This window comes from Bifidobacterium sp. SKU, assembly GCF_026016405.1.
Classification (GTDB): domain Bacteria; phylum Actinomycetota; class Actinomycetes; order Actinomycetales; family Bifidobacteriaceae; genus Bifidobacterium; species Bifidobacterium bifidum.
In genome coordinates, this window is record NZ_CP092890.1 from 690,826 (window position 1) to 707,345 (window position 16,520).

Sequence of the window (16,520 nt, forward strand, 5' to 3'; positions counted from 1 at the left end):
GCCTGAAATCGGGCGATTACCCAACCCATCCGTCGTATCGAGAGTGTATTGAGTTGCAAGGTCCGGGACGGTTGGCTGCGGTCAGAGTCGACGCAGCACGCTGACGACCTTGCCCATGATCTGCGCGTGGGTGCCATCGATGGGGGAGTATGCGGGGTTATGCGGTATCAGCCAGATGTGGCCATTGTCCTTGCGGAACGTCTTGATCGTGGCCTCGTCGTCGAGCAACGCGGCGACGATGTCGCCGTTGACTGCGGACGGCTGTTCGCGTATGACCACGTAGTCGCCGTCGCAGATGGCGGCGTCGATCATCGAGTCGCCGTGCACTTCGAGCATGAACAGTTTGCCGCTGCCCGTAAGCCGTTGCGGTAGCCGCATGACATCATCGATGTGCTGTTCGGCGGTGATCGGGACGCCGGCGGCGATGCGCCCGACCAGCGGGACGTCACGGGATGCGAGAATCGACTCGCTGGCCTCCGTGTCCCCGGGGAAGGGGAGTACCGTGGCGGTTTGCGAGTCCGTGCCGGAATCATACAACTCGATGGCGCGGCCCTTGTTGGCGCTGATATGAAGATAGCCCTTGCGCTCCAGCGCATGAAGCTGATGCTTGACCGATGACGGGCTCTTCAGCCCGACAGCTTCGCCGATTTCTCGGAAGGACGGAGCGAATCCCTGTTCCGCAATGTGCTTGCGTATGGCATCAAGCACCAGATGCTGCCTTTCGGTCAGGGCGTCATCGCGTTGCCGCGTGGCGTTTTTCGAGGTGGGTGCTGGTGTGCTCACGTCGACTCCTTTCATCTTCGTTCAATCATAGCGTGATTTGTTCCATGAAAACAAACATTCGTTCGATATGGCGTGTTGCTTTTGTCGAACCGCTGTGTCACTATGAGTACAGTTGTTCTATGAAACATGAGTTCGAGAAGGAGGGCGACATGATGGAACAAATGATTGAGGCAGCGGGGCTCCAGTGTGCATCGAGTCGTCATGATGCGATGCGCGATGTGGCGTTCGATGTCAGAAACAGCGATGTTCCAACGTTTTCGAGGAATATGGATTCTTCCGATGCGCGACGGCGTGATTCCCGGGTGATTATCGGAGTGTGCGATGAGCATGGTGTTCGCATGGCGAAGAAGGGTCATTCGACCATGTGTTTGACTCTTCGCGGCAAGATCGTGTTCTCGATGATGGGCGCCCTGCTGTGCCTGTGCATGATCGGCCTGCTGATGCCGCAGGTCGCCCGGTCGGCGCCGGATCCCTCCGCAGTGTACAGCTATACCGTGCAGCCGGGGGACACCTTGTGGTCATATGCCTCGGCCATCACTCCTGATGGGGGCGATGTGCGCGACACCATCGATGATCTGATATCGCTCAACCATCTCGATGGTGTCTCGTTGCAGGTGGGGCAGCAGCTCAAGGTGCCGATTGTCTGATTCCGGCGAATTCGGAGCGGTGCGTCCCCATGAGTGCTTTTTCGAATCGCTTCTTCGGAATTTTCCGCCGGCCGCTTCCGGATTCGGATGTGACCGTTGACATGGGGAAGGGGCTTTGTCAACGCTTACGATATTCTGAGGTCATGCATTGTCCTTATTGTCAGAATTCCGATACCAAGGTCATCGATACGAGAATCAGTGATGACGGGTTCTCGATTCGTCGCAGGCGTGTGTGTCAGATATGCCACAAACGCTTCACCACCGTGGAAAGCACCATGTTGTTGGTGCGCAAGCGTTCCGGAAACGTAGAGCCGTTCGACCGCAAGAAGGTGGTGTCCGGCGTGAGGAAGGCCTGTCAGGGACGGCCCATCAACGAAGACGATCTACGCACACTCGGTCAGCGCGTCGAAGAGGATCTGAGGGCGAGGGGGCTTGCCGAAGTCGATTCGGACGATGTCGGCAAGGCGATATTGGCTCCTCTACGGGAGCTCGATGAGGTCGCCTACCTGCGATTCGCCAGCGTGTATCAGAATTTCGATGGTCTTGAGGACTTCCAGCGAGCCATAGACGATCTGCGCAAGGAAAAGCACACCGAAGCGGAACAGCACTGAAACGGAACGGTGCTGAAGTGAAGCAGTGCTGAAGCGGAACTGTGCTGGTCGAAACTGCACTGACACGAATCAATGTTGATGTCGATGCCGACGTCGACATGTGACGCCTGATATGCGACCGGCCCCTTCCGTGATCGAACAGCGGAAGGGGCCGTGTGGAAAACCGATGACCGGCTTGTTCAGCTGATCACGCGCATGCGAATCGTGCCTTCGATGTGGCTGAGCGCGTCCAGCGTGGTCTGGCTGGGCTTCTGCGATACGTCAGTGACCACGTAGCCGAGTTCGCCCTCGGTTCCGAGAGACTGCGCAGCGATGTTGATGTTCTCCTCGCCCAGCACATGGTTGACGCGGGCGAGAACGCCCGGCAGGTTGGCATGCAGATGCGCGATTCGAGCAGCGCTCTTGCACGGCCCCAACGTCACCTGGGGAAGGTTGACCGAAAGCATGGTCGACCCCTTGTCCCAGTAGTCCTCAAGTCGCTGCGAGACGAAATGACCGATTGACTTCTGCGCCTCAAGCGTCGAGCCGCCGATATGCGGGGTGAGAATCATGTTGTCCTCGTCGGCGAGATCGGTGTCGAACGGATCGCCGCTCTTCTTCGGCTCGACGGGGAACACGTCGACCGCGGCGCCGGAAAGATGACCGGAATCCAGATGACGCTTCAACGCGTCCAGGTCGGCGACGAAGCCGCGGGACAGGTTGATGAAAATGGCATTCTGCTTCATGCGGGCGAACTGGTCCTCGCCGAAGAAGCCAGTGTTGGACTTGCGGCCGTCCACATGCAGGGTCACCGCATCGGACTGCTCCAGCAATTCGTCAAGGGTCTCGCAACGGTGGGCGTTGCCCATCGCCAGCTTCTCCTCGATATCGTAGAACACGACGCGCATGCCCAGAGCCTCCGCCAGCACGGACAACTGCGAGCCGATATTGCCGTATCCGATGATGCCCAAGGTCTTGCCGCGAACCTCATGCGAGCCGGAAGCGGACTTGTCCCACAAGCCATGACGCATGTGATGCGTGTGGGCGGGAATGCGGCGCATCAGGCAGATGATGTCGCAGATCACCAGTTCCACCACGGAACGGGTGTTGGAATACGGGGCGTTGAACACGCCGATGCCATGCTTGCCCGCATAATCGAGATCCACCTGATTGGTGCCGATGCAGAAGCATCCGACCGCGGTCAGGGACGGGCAAGCGTCGATGACCGCTGCGGTCACGGGCGTCTTGGACCGTATGCCGAGCAGGCTCACGCCGTCAAGCGCCTCGATGAGTTCCTTCTCGCCCAGGGCGCCCTTGCGCGTCTCCACTTCGAAACCGTGATCGCGCAGCGATTGCGCCGCATCCGGGTGAATGTTTTCCAATAACAGAGCTTTTGCCATGGTACCTACCTTATAGCTGCAAAGCCGTTTCGTCTTCCCCTGTCCGCACTATAACCAATCGCTGCGTCGGTCTGGTCATAGCCACGTAGAGATCCGAAGCCGCCACCAGACGCGAGGGAGCATCCTGCTCGATACGTCCTGGCTGTACGACCACTACGGCGTCGAATTCAAGTCCCTTGACCGACTCCGTGGAACCGACGCTGATCTGCGCGTCCCACTCGTGCTGCTCGGACAGCCGGTTCGTCTCTTGCTGTCCCAGCGTACCCGGAAGCGTTGAAAAGATAGTGGATCGGAGCGGGTCGAGCATGTGGGCGGGGGCGATGACCGCTACGCGACCGGTTCCGTCCGCATCCACGAACTGCTTGGCTAGCTGCGCGACATGCGATGCCGCGGTCGCGATCGTGTCGGATTCGCCGTCGACGATGATCCTGCGCACGGCGTCCGGTATCGTGCGCACGGCGTTGACCGTCGAGATATACAGTCCCGCCTTCTGCGCGAAGTCCGAGGCCAGGTCCGAAACCTCCTGCGGATTGCGGTAGTTGATGGTCAGCTCGTTGAGATCCCACTGCCGCTCGCCGAACAGCCGGTTCATCGTGCGGTCCCAGCGGCGCGTGCCGCCGAGCGCAGATGTCTGAGCCACGTCGCCGACGATGGTGAACGAGCGCGACGGGCACCGGCGGATCAGCATGCGCCAGTCCATCGCGGTCAGTTCCTGAGCCTCGTCGACGACCACATGCCCGTATGTCCACTCGCGGTCGGCCGCGGCACGCTGTGCGATGAACTCGCCGCCCTCGCCGTTCATCTGGTCGACCAGCATCTGCGAGGAGACGATGCCCGACCCGAGACCTACCGAGTTCAGGGTGTCCTGCGCGAACTGCTCCTCCTGGGCGCGCTTCGCGTTCTTGGCGGCGATCTGCGCCGCGATCTTGGGGTCGGGCCCCAGAAGCTCCATGGCCTCGTCCAGCAGCGGCACGTCCGATTGCGTCATCGGGGCGCCCTTGGGGCGGGTGAGCGCGGCGATGCCGTCGTCGTCAAGCCACGGCGCGAGCGCGCGAAGACGGAGCGGATGGGACCACAGGTTGTCGATCAGCCACGTGCCGTTCATCGGCAGCCACGCGAGGTTCAGCGCGACCCTCACCTTGTCGTTCAGGCGAAGGTTCGTCAGCGCCTCGTTCAGCTCGTCGTCGGACGGCGTATAGTCCAGCTGCTCGGCGTAACGGTCCCGAAGCGCCATCAGCATGGTCCGCACGAAGGTCTCCCGCGCCTTGTTGTGCGGCTGGCGCGTGCGCTTCGCCTGGTCGATGGCCGCCCTGACATCGGTGTCGAGCATGCGGACCGCGAAGCCGTTCACGTGCACGGTGGGCAGGTCCTGCGGAACCCGTTCGCGCAGCGCGATGGCGTTGGCCACGACCTGCGCCATGCGACGGTCTCCCTTGAGCTTGGCGGCGAGCGGCGTGTCCGTCGCGGTCGCCTTGATGCCTGGGATGAGGTCGGCGATGGTGCGGCTGACGACGCCCGTCTCGCCGAGCGAGGGCAGCACCTGGTCGATGTAGCGCAGGAACGTCGTGCTCGGGCCGATGACCAGCACGCCGGAGCGCTCCAGCTTGCGCCGGTGCGTGTACAGCAGGTATGCGGCGCGGTGCAGCGCGACCGCGGTCTTGCCGGTGCCGGGCCCGCCCTGCACCACCAGAGCCCTGTTGAGATCTGAGCGGATGATGCGGTCCTGCTCCGCCTGGATCGTGGCGACGATGTCCGTCATCTTGCCGGTTCGGCGCGAACTGAGCGATGCCAGCAGGGCGCCTTCGCCGGTGAGCGTCCCGGCCTTCGAGGCCTTGTCCACCTGCTCGGAATGGACGTCGAGCACCTCGTCCTCGATGCCGATGACATCGCGGAAGTTCAGTGTGATATGGCGGCGCATGACGATGTCGCCGTGGTTGGATGGCGTCGCCTCGTAGAACGGGCGGGCCGCCTCGGCGCGCCAGTCGGTCAGTATCGGCTCGTGGTTCTCGCTGGACAGGCCGATGCGGCCTATGTACCGGCGCTCGCTTTTCACGTCATCGAGTCGGCCGAACACCAGACGGTCTTCCATGGCGCGCAGCTGGGTGAGCCGGTCCTCGTACATGGTGGCGAACGAGTCGCGTTCCGTGCGCTGGGTGGGGGACCCGTGCGAGCCGGCCGCACGTACCGTATCCAATCGCGTGCGCGTCTGCGATCGCAGGGCGTCCAAGCGGGCGTATGCGCGGTCGACCGCTTGCTGTTCCTCGTGCAGTTGCGTTGATAATCCCGGCATTGATGTCCGTTCTCTCGGTGAAAACTCAGGCATTCAAATGTAGCGCAAGGGCAATACGAAGCCGTGTGGATGTGTCCTGCCGCAACGGCGCTCCGAAGCGGTTGTGGAGGATACGCATTAAAACTATGTGGAAAAACCATTTCGTGGGGATTTGTGGTGAGAAGTGGGGTACAGTGGTGGATTGGTGTATCCGGATTCACGGTTAGGAGGTGGAACGTTGGCAGACGACTCGCAAGTCCAGAACGCTACGAACCCCTCCGCACAGCCGGAGCCGATGGCTCTGCCCCCGCTGTTGCTGGGCACGTACACCCCGAAAATCGACGCGAAGGGCCGCATGGCCCTGCCCGCCAAGCTCCGTTCCCAGCTTGGCGCGGGACTCGTCATGGCGCGCGGTCAGGAACGGTGCGTCTACCTCCTGCCGCAATCGGAGTTCCGTCGCATCGCCATCCAGATCCAGCACACGTCGATGGGTGACAAGGCCGCACGCGACTACCTGCGCGTGTTCCTGTCCGGAGCCGTCGACCAAGACCCGGACAAGCAGGGACGAGTGCTGGTACCGCAGATGCTGCGCGACTACGCGAACCTCGGCGACGACATCGTGGTGATAGGCGTGGGCACCCGCGCCGAGATCTGGAACCGCGAGGCTTGGGAACGATATCTGAACGAGAAGGAACAAGGCTATGCCGACATAGCCGACGACGTGCTTCCGGTGGTGGGATTCTGATGACTGATTATGCTTCGATTCACCAGCCAGTACTGCTTGAGCAGTGCGTGTCGCTGGTCGCCCCGGCGTTGCAGGACCCCGGATCCATTGCGGTCGACTGCACGCTCGGTCTGGCCGGCCACACCATCGCCTTCCTCAAAGCCGCGCCGCAGGCCCGCGTGCTGGGCATCGACCGGGATGCGGAAGCACTCGCCATGGCCACCGAGCGCATCGCCGGGGAAGGACTTTCGGACCGCTTCATACCTGTCCACGCCGCATTCGACGCGTTCGGCCAAGTGCTTGACGACCAGGGCATCGATCGGGTGAATGCGGTGTTCATGGATCTGGGGCTGTCGAGCCTGCAGATCGATGAGACGGACCGCGGCTTCTCCTACGCGCACGACGCGCCGCTCGACATGCGCATGGACGTCAGCCAGCCCCTGACCGCGCAACGCGTCCTGGCCGAGTACCCCGAGCGCGAGCTGGTACGCATATTCCGCGCATACGGGGAGGAACGGTTCTCCCGCCAGATCGCCCGCGAGATCGTGCGCCGTCGCGCGCAGGAACCTCTGACGACGTCCGCCCAGCTCAACAGGCTCGTCGACGAGGTGGTGCCGCAGGCGCACCGTCCCGCAGGAAACCCCGCCAAGCGCGTGTTCCAGGCATTGCGCATCGAAGTGAACGGCGAACTGGACAAGCTCGCCGGCACCCTGCCGCAGATAGCCTGCCGGCTCGCCCCGAACGGCCGCCTGGTGGTCGAGTCGTATCACTCATTGGAAGACAAGACGGTGAAGTCGTTCATGAACGAAGGACTGCGCGTGGACGCGCCGGCCGACATGCCGGTCATCCCCGACGACGCGCAGCCGTTCTTCGCGCCGCTGACGCGCGGCGCCGTCCAGGCCGGGCCGGATGAGATCGCAGCCAATCCCAGGTCGGCGTCGGTGCGCCTGCGCGGCGTCGAGCTGGTCAGGGCCCTGCCTGCGCGCTGGCGCCAGCGCTTCCGGCACGACGCGCAAGTCGCCCGGGACCATGAGTCGGCCCGGGACGCGGGTGAAAACCGCGGCAGACACGGCGGCCGCGGCAGACATGACGACATGACGGCACGAAACACGACATCGAGAAGGAGGGGATGATGGCCTCGACATTGCGAACCGCCCGCTCCAACGCGGCGCCCGCGGCACCGGCGGGGCGCGGCTCGGATGACGCCGCACGCCCCGCCGCTCGCCCGCAGCTGCACGTCATCGACGGCTCCTCCCAGCGCAACGGCTCCCGGTCCACCGGCAGCCTGGCCCGTATCATCGCCTGGACCCAGGCGCGCGGCGCGTCACTGATCCACGTCACGGTCGCCATCGTCTTCCTGGTCGCCACGCTGCTGATAACCCTGATGCTGCGCACGCAGATGGTTCAGAACTCCTTCGAATCCAACACGGTGCAAAAAAACATCAACATGCTCACCCAGGACGTGCAGGACGATCAGGCGAAACTTGACGAGCTGATCTCGTCGCTGCCCGACAAGGCGCAGAAGATGGGCATGGTGCCCCAGCAGGATTCCGTCACCATCGATCTCAACGGGTACAAACCCAGTAAGGGGTCCGCTCAATGATCGGCCGAATAACCGCAATGATACGGTTCGCCAGATGCCGCAAGTTCCTCTTCCAGTGCATCTCCATCGGCGTCATACTCGCGATGGTCGCCTCCGCATGCCTGTTCAAGCTGGCCTCCATCCAGCTGATAGACGGCCAGATGGCCGCACAGGCGGCGACCCAGGCCCGGACCAAGAAGGTGATCGTCCACTCGATGCGCGGCAAGATCACCGACACGAACGGCACCGTGCTGGCGCAGAGCGTCGAGCGATACACGATCATCGCCGACCCGTGGGCGGCCTCGCAGTTCGAGACGATCGACTGCGACACGCAGAAGGCGAAGCAGGCCGGATTCTGCCACAAGGTCAACGGCAAGCCGGTCGGGGTCAAGGGATCCGCGGGCGTGGCCCGTCTGCTGGCACCCGTGCTGAAGATGGACGCGAAGACGCTCGGCGCCAAACTGACCGGCACCAGCCGGTACATGATCCTGAAGAAGGACGTGACGCCGACGGTCAAGCGGGCCATCGACGACCTGAATCTGGGTGGCGTGGTCTATGGCGAGTTGAGCAGCCAGCGCATCTACGCCAACGGCACCCAGCTCGGCGCGCTGCTCGGCGGCGTGGACGATTCCGGCAAGGGCGTCGCCGGAGTGGAAAGCATGGAGAACTCCGCGCTGACCGGCACGGACGGTTACGTCATCTACCAGCAAGGTAACGGCGGCGAGGAGATCCCCGGCACGCTGACCGGTTCCCAAGAGGCCGTGAACGGCTCCGACGTGGCGCTGACGCTGGACCATGACGTCGACTGGTACGTCAAGCAGGCGCTGCTGGAAGGCCAGAAGAAGACCAAGGCGACGTGGGCCATGGCGGTGGTCCAGGACATCCAGACCGGCGAGATACTGGCCCTGGAGGACACCGACGAATACCAGGCGGGTAGCGACCAGGCCAAGCTGAACGCGTCTCGCGCCGTCAGCGAAAGCTTCGAACCGGGCTCGGTGGGCAAGGTCATCACGATGTCCGGACTGCTGCAGACCGGGCTGCACAAGGCGACCGACAAGTTCACTGTTCCCTATTCGTACACCAAGGACGGGCAGGAATACCATGACTCGTCCGTGCACGGCGACGAGCACTGGACTCTGGCCGGCATCATCAAGAACTCCTCGAACGTGGGCGTGGTCATGGCTTCGTCGCAGTACACGAAGAAGCAGCGGTACGAGTACCTCACGAAGTTCGGCATCGGCCAGTCCAGCGGCATGTCCATCCCGGGCGAGTCGCGCGGGCAGCTCGGCACGCCGGAATCGTGGGACGGGCGAACCAGCAACACGATCCTGTTCGGCCAGGGATACTCCGTGAACGCGCTCCAGCTGACCAACGTCGTCGCGACCATCGGCAACAAGGGCGTGCGCAAGCAGCAGTCGCTGATCAAGTCGGTCACCCACGCCGACGGCACGGTGGAGACGCCGCAGGAGGGCTCTTCCACGCGCGTCATCGACGAGTCGGTCGCCGACCAGGTCAAGAACGCCATGGAATCCGTGGCCGAGGGATACAGCAAGGTGGTGAACGTCAAGGGATACCGCATCGCGGCGAAGACCGGTACCGCCGAGGTCGCGGGAAGCGACGGCCGGCTGACCTCGATCGTCGCCGATTTCGCCGGAATGATCCCGGCGGACAACCCGCGCTTCGCCATCACCGTGATCATGAAGGACCCGCAGGGCACCTACGGCGGCATGACGGCTGGCCCGGTGTTCGCCAAGATTGGTGAATTCCTTATGCAGAAGTACAACGTGCCGACCTCCAGCCCGCGCAACGATGCTATTGCAGTGGACTGGTAAGGGGCCGCGCCGGAAATCCGGCGGGGCGTCGACAAGGAACATACGGAAGAAAGGCGGAAGCGATGAGCGCAGTCAGTGAAGCCGTCGCGCGGCGGATGACGTTGGGATATCTGGCCGACACGTACGGGCTGGAACTCGACCCGGACTTCGCTTCGGGCGTCACCGTCACATCCATCGCGGACGACGTCGATTCCGTGGCTCCCGGATCCCTGTATGTTCCCGCGCAGAGCGTGGACGTCAAGCGGCTGGAGGAGGCCCGGGCCCGCGGCGCGTACGCTGCGCTGGTCCCCCCGTCGATGAAGCACGAGGACGGCCCCGCGCAGATGCCACTACTGCGCGCGCGCCTGACGTCACGGCAGCTGGGCGACATCGCCAGCGACATCGCGGGCACCCCGTCCAACGCACTCGCCATTTTCGTGGTTGGCTCGGATGACCCGAAACGCAGTGAACGGTACGCGTCATGCGTAGCGGATTTCCTGCACATGCTGGGCAATCCTGTCGGCGTCGTGAAATCATCCGGCTCGACGTCGCTGGAGCGCGAGCTCGACCTGACCTACCCGCTGTCGATACTCGACGTGCAGCAGACGCTGTCGGTCTGCGCGGAGGACGGCGCGGCGGCGATGGTGTTCGCGCTCAACGACCGTACACTCAAATCCGATGCGCTGACCAGCGTGAACGTCGACGTCATCGGCCTGGACTCGGCACGAGACCTGCGCCAGCCGACGCCGAGTGGCACCGGCGAGGATTCGCGTGCTGGCGAAGGCGGCGAAGCGGCATCTCCGTCCGGGCAGTGGGCGAGCGGGGAGGAGCCCGCCGGGTCGGCTGGCGACGCCCGGGACGATCTCGCACAGGCGCGGCAGCTGGGGGCGGGCTTCGGCTTCGAGGTCGACGAGCAGACCCACGTCGCCCGTGCCGACGCGCAATCCGACCTGCTCGCGGCGCAGGCCCCGTTCGCCTCGGACCGCGACAGTATCCGTGAATTGTCGCTCGCCATTGCCATGGTTATGGCGGCGGGGATTCGCAGAAACAACATTCGCAGTGCGCTGCGCGTATCTCACGAATTGGCTCATGGAGAGGAAAACAAGGCATGAACGCAGAGGCAACGATGATGCCTATGACCGTTCGGCAGGTGGCCGAGGCGGTCCAAGGCAGGCTGATCGTCCCGCAGACGGGCGACGGCGTCGAAGACGGAGCCAATGCACTGGCCACGTCGGCGGTCAGCGATTCGCGCCAGGTCCGTGAGGGCTCCGTGTTCGTGGCGATCGCCGGCGAGCGTGTGGACGGTCATGATTTCGTCGCTCGCGCCGGTGAATCCGGCGCGGTCGTGGCGCTCGTACAACATGAAGTGGACGCGCCGGTGGCGCAGATAGTCGTTCCCGATACGGTCGACGCGCTGGGCCTGCTCGCGAAGGCGAACATCGCTGTGCGGCGTGCGGTCGGAACGCCGTTCACCCTGATCGGCATCACCGGCTCGGTGGGCAAGACCACCACCAAGGACCTCATGGCCGCCCTGCTGTCCACGCTCGGCCCCACCGTGGCGCCCGTCGGCTCGTTCAACAACGAGATCGGCCTTCCTCTGACCGCGTTGAAGGTCGGCCGGGACACGCGCTTCTTCGTCGCCGAGATGGGAGCGAGCCATGTCGGCGAGATTACGCGCCTGACCACGATCGCCCCTCCGGACATCGCCGTCGTGCTCAAGGTCGGATGCGCCCATCTCGGCGAATTCGGCTCCGTCGAGCGCATCGCGCAGGCGAAAAGCGAGATCGTCCAGGGGCTGGTTCCCGATGGGCTGGCGGTGCTCAACGCCGACGACGCCCATGTGGCGGCGATGGCCCCCCTGGCGCCGCAAGGACACGTATTCTGGTTCGGCATGGCCGGCGACAACGCCGAAGCCAGCGCCGGCAACGCCGCATCCGGGAAGTCGGACGCACTGTTCGCCAGCGACGTGCGGACCGACGACGGCGACCGCCCCTCGTTCACCTTGGAACGGGCCGATGGCGGAACCGCCCATGTGCAACTGGCGATTCGCGGCACGCACAACGTGATGAACGCCCTCGCCGCGGCGAGCGTCGCCCACCTGCTGGGCGTGCCGCTGCAGTCGATCGCCGAGACGCTGTCGCGTCAGTCCCGCATCAGCCCGCACCGCATGGCGGTGTCCACGGTCCGGCGCGGCGGGATGTCTTTCACGCTGATCGATGATTCATTCAACGCCAACCCCGACTCCATGCGAGCCGGTCTCGACGGGCTCGCCCGGTGGCGTTCCGATGCAGACCCGTACCGTATCGCGGTGCTGGGAGCGATGCTGGAGCTGGGCGGTGACGAGTCCGCGCTGCATGAGGGCATCGGCGAGTACGCGGCCGGCCTGCCCATCGACGCCGTCATCGCGGTGGGCAACGATGACGAGCATTTCGACGCGCTGGCTTCCGCCCTTGCGAAGGGCGCGCGGAAGCGGCGTGACGACAGTGACGGCAACACGCCGGAGGTGCATTGGGTTCACGACATCGATCAGGCCGACACCTTGGTCCGAGCTCTTGCCGGAGACCATGACGACACGGTTGTGCTGCTGAAGGGGTCACACGCCTCGGGCCTGAGCGCCCTGGCGCAACGATGGACGACAGCGGACGGACAGCCGTCCGACCACGAATAGGAAGCGGGGAATCTGAGTTGATCGCGTTAATCATTGGCATTCTGGTCTCGCTTCTGGTGACCATCGCGGGCACGCCGATGCTGATCCATCTGGTGCATCGGCTGCACTACGGGCAGTACATCCGTCAGGACGGGCCGAAGTCGCATCTGGTCAAGCGCGGCACCCCGACCATGGGCGGCGTAGCAATCGTGCTGGCGATCGTGCTCGGATGGGGGGCGTCGGCACTGTACCGTTACGTCCGCTCGGGAGCGGTTCCCTCCCTGTCCGCGATGCTTGTGCTGTTCGCGATGCTGTCGATGGGCCTGCTCGGCTTCATCGACGACTTCGCCAAGGTGCGCAAAAAACAGAATCTGGGCCTGTCGGTGCATGCCAAGTTCATCGGCCAGTTCATCTTCGCCACGATCTACGCGGTTCTCGCGCTGATCATCCCCACCAAATCGGGGTTCCCCAGCGCTCAGGCAGGCATGAGCTTCATTGAGAAGCCGTTCTTCGACTTCCGGTTCGCCGGCGGCGTGGTCGCCGCGATCATATTCGTCATCTGGGTGAATTTCCTCATGACCGCGTGGACGAACGCGGTCAACCTGACCGACGGCCTTGACGGCCTGGCATCCGGTTCGTCGATGATCGCGTTCGCCGGATACGCCATCATCGCGTTCTGGGAAAGCTACCATATCAAGGGCGGCACGCACGAAGGGTTCTCGTATGCGGTGTCCGATCCGCTCGACCTGACCATCATCGCCTGCTGCGCGGCCGTCGCCTGCTTCGGATTCCTGTGGTACAACTCGAACCCGGCGACGATCTTCATGGGCGACACCGGTTCGCTGGCGCTCGGCGGCCTGTTCGCCGCGCTGTCCATCGCCACACACACCGAATTCCTCGCCATCATCATCGGCGGCCTGTACGTAATCGAGGTGATGAGCGACATCATCCAGGTCACCTCGTTCAAGCTCACGCACAAGCGCGTGTTCAAGATGGCGCCGATCCACCATCATTTCGAGCTTCTCGGGTGGAGCGAATCAAAGGTCGTCGTGCGCTTCTGGATGATCGAGTTCCTGTTCATGATCGTGGGCCTGATGATGTTCTACGTCGATTGGGTGTCCCGATCCGGGTTGCTGTTTGTCTGAACGGTACCGTGACGGCTCCGCGCCGCACAGCGTGGCGTGACCGCCGCGGTATAGGCAGGTTCGCATGAGAGCGTCCGCCGGTTCGGCGGCGCAATGACAAGGGAGACGATATGGATCTCAGTGACAAGACCGTTCTGGTGGCCGGTCTGGGTATATCCGGCCGCAGCATGATGGAAGTGCTGCGTTCCCGCGCAGCGCGGGTAATCGGCGTGGACGAGCATAAGCCGGAGGCCGACCTGCATTCGTTCGACGACATCGACTGGGATTCGGCCGACATCGTCATGACGTCGCCGGTGTTCAACCCGCGCACGCCGTTCATCCTCGAAGCCCAACGCCGAGGCATCCCCGTGTACAGCGAGGTCGAGCTCGCGTGGCGGCTGCGCGTGGACAGCGTCCGCACCGGCCGCCCCGCCCCGTGGGTGGGCATCACCGGCACGAACGGCAAGACGTCCACGACCGAGATGACCTCGGCCATGCTGTGCGCCGATGGCCTCGTTGCACCGGCGGTCGGCAACATCGGCAAGGCGGTGTCCCACGCCGCGGTCGATCCGGACAACGACGCGCTGTGCGTGGAGCTCAGCTCGTTCCAGCTGCATTTCACCGATTCGCTGGCGCTGGATTGCGCGGCGATCACGAACATCGCCGACGACCATCTCGACTGGCATGGCGGCATCGAAGCGTACGCCGCCGACAAGTCGAAGGTGTTTCGCAACGTCAGGCGCGCCCTGGTGTTCAACGCCGACGACCGGCGCGTCAGCGCGCTCGCCTCGGCGGCGCATACCGCCGAGGGATGCCGGCGCATCGGATTCACGCTCGGCGTTCCCCAGCCCGGCCAGATCGGCGTGGACGACGGCTGGATCGTCGACCGCAGTGGCGTGGCCGGCGGCGCATTCGGCGATGAGACCCGCCTGGCGCCGGTCCAGGAGTTCCCCCACCTGTGTGAGCCGGACGGCACCGTGTACCCGCACCTGCTCGCCGACGCGATGACCGCGCTGGCGTTGGCGCTGGGAATGGGCGTGGACCTCGATAAGGCGTTGGCTGCGCTGAAGGCGTTCGCCCCCGGCGGCCATCGCATCCAGACGGTGGCGACGGCGACGACGGGCGACGGCGGCTCGATACGCTTCATCGACGATTCGAAGGCGACGAACGCCCACGCGGCGCGGGCATCGCTGAGCAGCTTCGCCCCCAAGAGCGTGGTGTGGATCGCCGGAGGACTCGCCAAGGGAAGCCGTTTTGAACAGCTCGTGGCGGATCAGGCGCATACGATTAAGGCGGCCGTCATCATCGGCAAGGACCAGAAGCCGATGCTTGAGGCGTTCGCCGCCAGCGCACCCGGCATTCCTCTTACTGTGATCGAGTCCGAGCCCTCGGACACGGTGATGGCGCGCGCGGTCGATGCCGCAGGCGCATACGCCGGCACAGGTGACGTGGTGCTGATGGCACCCGCCTGCGCCTCCATGGACCAGTTCGTCTCCTACGCGGACCGCGGCACCCAGTTCGCGCGGGAGTCCTCACGATGGGTGACGCAGCATGGCAAGTGACGATCCGCGGCGACGCACCCGCTCCGTAAGATCCGGCCAGCCTTCGCGGTCGGATGCTGGTTCCGCGGGCGCGGGCACTGGCACGGGCAGACGCACGGGGCAGGATTCGTCCGCCTCCCGACTGGCCGAAGCTCGGCGGGTCGAAGAGCGTGACGCCCAACGGCTCGGCAGGTTCACCGGACTGCGCAGCCTGCTCAACCCGCTGTGGTGCTATCACGGCTTCCGGGCCGCCGTTGTGGTGCTCACCGGCTTCGGCGTGATCATGGTGTTCTCCAGTTCCACCGTGTCGATGGTCTCCGCCGGCCGATCGCCGTTCTCGCAGGCCATCAGCCAGGGCATGTACTGCGTGATGGGTCTGGTCGTGGGCGTGGTTTTCATGTGCCTTCCGGCTCGTATGTACAGGCGTTTCAGCTTCGCCGTGGTGTTATTCGCGATGCTGCTGCAGCTACTGACGTTCACGCCGCTCGGCGTCGAGGTCAACGGCAATGCCGGCTGGATCGGCAAGCGCGGCGTGTTCACGATGCAGCCGGCCGAGGTGATGAAGCTCGCCTTGTGCATATGGCTTCCGGCGGCCCTGCACTGGGCGAAGAAACACAGCGGTAAGATCGGCAAGTTGCGGGCATACGCCCCCCTGACGGTTCTGTATCTCCTGTGCCTGGGATTCGTGATGCTGGGCAAGGATCTGGGCACGGCCATGATCGTCCTGTTCATCGGATTCGTCGCGTTTCTTCTGGGAGGATATCCAGGCAAGGTCCTTGCGGCCTTTGCCGCCCTGGGCATCATCGGCATCGTGGGATTGATTGCATACAGTCCGAACAGGCTGAACCGCGTTCTGGCCGCGTACCAGGAGTGCAGCGGCACCGATGCCCAAAAGGTCTGCTACCAGTCGATACACGCGAAATACGCCTTGGCCGAAGGCGGTCTGTTCGGGGTAGGCTTGGGCAACTCCCGCGAGAAATGGAACTATCTGCCGGAGGCGCACAATGATTTCATCTTCGCCATCATCGGCGAGGAGACCGGTTTCATCGGAGCGGCCATCGTCATCATACTGTTCGTGGTGCTGGGAGGATGCATGATCAGCGTGGCCCTGCAGACCGCGGACCGTTACGCATCGGTCAGCCTGCTGTGCATCACCGTATGGCTTGTCGGGCAGGCGCTGATCAACATCGGCGTCGTGGTCGGGGTTTTCCCCGTCATGGGCGTGCCGATGCCGTTCGTCTCGGCGGGCGGGTCGTCCCTGATCATGTGTCTGGCGGCGGCCGGCGTGGCCGCCTCGCTCATGCGCGCCCAACCTCAGATCAAGGCCGATTCGTCCCGCGCCTGACCGGAGGCGGGGCTGTCGGCGAAGCCAGCTGGGGTGGCCATAAGGCCCTTCCAACAG

General features: G+C 64.0%; 14 protein-coding genes. 11 read left to right on the plus strand and 3 right to left on the minus strand.

Annotated features, from left to right (window positions below):
• Positions 1-81: 81 nt before the first annotated feature.
• Positions 82-798 (minus strand): transcriptional repressor LexA, encoded by a 717-nt coding sequence (gene lexA / locus MMB49_RS02905; protein ID WP_003812299.1) that lies wholly within the window; start codon positions 796-798, stop codon positions 82-84.
• 134 nt (positions 799-932) lie between these two features.
• Between lexA and MMB49_RS02910 the strand changes: the two genes are divergently transcribed.
• On the plus strand, positions 933-1,430 hold the full coding sequence (locus MMB49_RS02910) for a LysM peptidoglycan-binding domain-containing protein (protein ID WP_229940934.1): 498 nt from the start codon (positions 933-935) through the stop codon (positions 1,428-1,430).
• Between the two features lie 143 nt (positions 1,431-1,573).
• A complete protein-coding gene (gene nrdR / locus MMB49_RS02915) occupies positions 1,574-2,041 on the plus strand; it encodes a transcriptional regulator NrdR (RefSeq protein ID WP_047271708.1) in 468 nt (155 codons plus the stop codon).
• Positions 2,042-2,220: 179 nt separating this feature from the next.
• Here the strand turns inward: nrdR and serA are convergent, their stop codons facing one another.
• Complete coding sequence (gene serA / locus MMB49_RS02920; protein WP_047271711.1) at positions 2,221-3,420, minus strand: phosphoglycerate dehydrogenase; 1,200 nt, start codon at positions 3,418-3,420, stop codon at positions 2,221-2,223.
• Positions 3,421-3,430: 10 nt separating this feature from the next.
• Complete coding sequence (locus MMB49_RS02925; protein WP_047271713.1) at positions 3,431-5,710, minus strand: HelD family protein; 2,280 nt, start codon at positions 5,708-5,710, stop codon at positions 3,431-3,433.
• Positions 5,711-5,984: 274 nt separating this feature from the next.
• Between MMB49_RS02925 and mraZ the strand changes: the two genes are divergently transcribed.
• The 9 genes from mraZ (at position 5,985) to MMB49_RS02970 (ending at position 16,463) form a co-directional block, all read left to right on the plus strand.
• Positions 5,985-6,434: a division/cell wall cluster transcriptional repressor MraZ gene (gene mraZ / locus MMB49_RS02930; RefSeq protein WP_014759999.1), complete on the plus strand. Its 450-nt coding sequence runs from the start codon at positions 5,985-5,987 to the stop codon at positions 6,432-6,434.
• On the plus strand, positions 6,434-7,546 hold the full coding sequence (rsmH, locus tag MMB49_RS02935) for a 16S rRNA (cytosine(1402)-N(4))-methyltransferase RsmH (protein WP_047271715.1): 1,113 nt from the start codon (positions 6,434-6,436) through the stop codon (positions 7,544-7,546). The genes mraZ and rsmH overlap by 1 nt, the downstream gene beginning before the upstream one ends.
• Complete coding sequence (locus tag MMB49_RS02940) at positions 7,546-8,016, plus strand: hypothetical protein (RefSeq protein ID WP_047271717.1); 471 nt, start codon at positions 7,546-7,548, stop codon at positions 8,014-8,016. The genes rsmH and MMB49_RS02940 overlap by 1 nt, the downstream gene beginning before the upstream one ends.
• Positions 8,013-9,827, plus strand: coding sequence for a peptidoglycan D,D-transpeptidase FtsI family protein (locus MMB49_RS02945; protein WP_047271720.1), 1,815 nt, complete (start codon positions 8,013-8,015; stop codon positions 9,825-9,827). The genes MMB49_RS02940 and MMB49_RS02945 overlap by 4 nt, the downstream gene beginning before the upstream one ends.
• 62 nt (positions 9,828-9,889) lie before the next feature.
• The gene (locus MMB49_RS02950) at positions 9,890-10,918 is read left to right on the plus strand and encodes a hypothetical protein (RefSeq protein ID WP_003817002.1); all 1,029 of its coding nucleotides are present in this window, start codon (positions 9,890-9,892) and stop codon (positions 10,916-10,918) included.
• Between the two features lie 14 nt (positions 10,919-10,932).
• A complete protein-coding gene (locus tag MMB49_RS02955; RefSeq protein ID WP_047272031.1) occupies positions 10,933-12,474 on the plus strand; it encodes a UDP-N-acetylmuramoyl-tripeptide--D-alanyl-D-alanine ligase in 1,542 nt (513 codons plus the stop codon).
• A gap of 17 nt (positions 12,475-12,491) precedes the next feature.
• Complete coding sequence (gene mraY, locus MMB49_RS02960) at positions 12,492-13,598, plus strand: phospho-N-acetylmuramoyl-pentapeptide-transferase (RefSeq protein ID WP_003817007.1); 1,107 nt, start codon at positions 12,492-12,494, stop codon at positions 13,596-13,598.
• 110 nt (positions 13,599-13,708) lie between these two features.
• A complete protein-coding gene (murD, locus tag MMB49_RS02965) occupies positions 13,709-15,139 on the plus strand; it encodes a UDP-N-acetylmuramoyl-L-alanine--D-glutamate ligase (RefSeq protein ID WP_047271722.1) in 1,431 nt (476 codons plus the stop codon).
• Positions 15,129-16,463, plus strand: a complete 1,335-nt coding sequence (locus MMB49_RS02970) for a putative peptidoglycan glycosyltransferase FtsW (protein ID WP_047271724.1) — start codon at positions 15,129-15,131, stop codon at positions 16,461-16,463. The genes murD and MMB49_RS02970 overlap by 11 nt, the downstream gene beginning before the upstream one ends.
• Positions 16,464-16,520 lie beyond the last annotated feature (57 nt).